The organism is Mesorhizobium sp. M7A.F.Ca.CA.002.15.2.1 (assembly GCF_003998715.1).
GTDB classification, from domain to species: domain Bacteria; phylum Pseudomonadota; class Alphaproteobacteria; order Rhizobiales; family Rhizobiaceae; genus Mesorhizobium; species Mesorhizobium ciceri.
Genome location: NZ_RZPI01000536.1, coordinates 1 through 2,238, shown reverse-complemented (window position 1 = coordinate 2,238; position 2,238 = coordinate 1). Strand labels below are relative to the sequence as shown.

The following is a 2,238-nucleotide window of genomic DNA, read 5'->3' as shown; positions in this document are numbered from 1 at the left end:
GCCGGATGGGCACGCCGGAAGCTGAGAAAGCGCCGGTAGTGCTCGAGCAGCGAAGCCTCGTCGCCCTGCTGGACATTGACCGCTTGCGCCAAATGCTTGGCCGGCACCGGCAGCCAGGGTTTTGCCTGGGAGAAGCCGCCATTCTTGGCGCCGCCGTCCCACACCATCGGTGTGCGGCAGCCGTCGCGGCCCTTGAATTCAGGCCAGAAGCGGATGCCGTAGGGATCCTGCAAATCCTCGAACCGAAGGTCGGCCTCGCCGAGCCCAAGTTCCTCACCCTGATAGATGCAGACCGAACCGCGCAAGGACATCAGCAGCGCCGAGATGACCTTGAGGTAGGCGGTCGGGTCGGGCTCATTGGCGGCCCAGCGCGAGGCCGGGCGCATTACATCGTGGTTGGAGAAGGCCCAGCACGACCAGCCATCGCTGGCGACCTTGCCGAAGGATTCCAGCACCGAGCGGACCTTGCCCGCGCTGATCTTTTCCGGCGCCAGGAAATCGAAGGAGTAGCACATGTGCACGCGCTTGCCGCCGGCGGTGTAGGCGGCCACCACTTCAAGCCCACGCTGCGAATCGCCGACCTCGCCGACCGCTGCGGTTGCCGGATATTCATCGAGCAGGGCACGGAACCGTTCGAGGAAGCCGAGATTCTCGGGCCGGCTCTTGTCGTAGAGATGGTCCTGGTAGTTGTAGGGGTTGACCGCCGGCGCGGTCTGGTCGTTGCGCTCTTCCGGCGGCAGCGGCGGGTTGTTTTCCAAGCCCTGGCTGTGGAAGTAGAAATTGATGGTGTCGAGCCGGAAACCATCGACGCCGCGCTCCAGCCAGAAGCGGGTGACGTCGAGCAACGCGTCCTGAACCTCGTGGTTGTGGAAGTTGAGGTCGGGCTGCTCGGCCAGAAAATTGTGCATGTAATATTGCTGGCGGCTGGTGTCCCATTGCCAGGCCGAGCCGCCGAAGATCGACAGCCAGTTGTTGGGCGGCGTGCCGTCCGGCCTGGCGTCTGCCCAGACGTACCAGTCGGCTTTCGGGTTGCTGCGGCTCGACCGGCTTTCCTTGAACCACGGGTGGTTGTCGGCGGTGTGCGACAGCACCTCGTCGATCATCACCTTCAAGCCCAACCTGTGTGCCTCGGCGGTCAGCGCGTCGAAGTCGGCCAACGTGCCGAACATCGGATCGACGTCGCAGTAATCCGACACGTCATAGCCGAAATCCTTCATCGGCGACTTGAAGAATGGCGAAATCCAGATGGCGTCCGCACCGAGTGCCGCGATGTAGGGTAGCCGCCCGATGATGCCCTTAAGGTCACCGATGCCGTCGCCGTTCGAGTCCTGGTAGCTGCGCGGATAAATCTGGTAGATCACCGCGCCCCGCCACCAGTCGCGATCGATGGCGAGGTCAGGCTTCGAGCTGGCCTTCAAAGCGGATTGCATCGTCTCAGCCTCCTTTCACCGAGCCGGCAAGCAGCCCGCGGACAAAATAGCGCTGCAGCGAGAAGAACACGATCAGCGGCACGATGATGGTCACGAAAGCCGATGTCGTCAGAATCTCCCAGTCGCCGCCGCGTGAGCCCAACAGCGCGTTGAGCTTGGCGGTCAGCACGATCTGGTCTGCCTCTGTGCCGAGGAAAACCATCGCCACCAGCAGATCGTTCCATACCCACAGGAACTGGAAGATGGCAAACGAAGCCAGCACCGGAAACGACAGCGGCAAGACGATCTTGACGAAGATCTCGAAATCGCTGGCGCCGTCGATGCGCGCCGATTCCATGATTTCGCGCGGCAGGCCGGCAATGTAGCTGCGCAGCAGGTAGATGGCGAAGGGCAGGCCGAAGCCGGTATGCGCCAGCCAGATGCCGAGATAGGTCTTCGACGGCATGCCGAAGAAAGCGCCGACGCCGTTGTAGAGTTTCAACAGCGGGATCAGCGACATCTGCAATGGCACCACCAGCAAGCCGATGATGACCGCGATCAGCAGCGCCCGGCCGGGAAACCGCATCCAGGCCAGCGCATAGGCGGCAAAGGCGGCGATCAGGATCGGGATGACGGTCGCCGGAATGGTGACGGTCAGGGAATTCATGAAAGACCGTCCGATGCCTTCGGAAAACAGCACGGTTTTGTAATTATCGGTGGTGAATTTCGGCGGCGCCGACGAAGCATAATAGACGCGCTGGCCGCGATCGCCTTCGAACGCTTTCGGGGACTGCATGACGAAGCTGAAGTAGGAATTGAGCGGCAAGGG

The 2,238-nt window shown here is 62.2% G+C and carries 2 protein-coding genes; both read right to left on the bottom strand.

Annotation, left to right across the window (positions count from 1 at the left end; all coding sequences use genetic code 11):
* Positions 1 to 1,430: alpha-amylase family glycosyl hydrolase (locus ENZ74_RS24465; protein WP_245470999.1), on the bottom strand; the 1,430-nt coding region annotated here is incomplete at its 3' end.
* Positions 1,431 to 1,434: 4 nt separating this feature from the next.
* Positions 1,435 to 2,238 (bottom strand): carbohydrate ABC transporter permease (locus tag ENZ74_RS24460; RefSeq protein ID WP_164761175.1); only part of this gene is annotated, 804 nt, incomplete at its 5' end.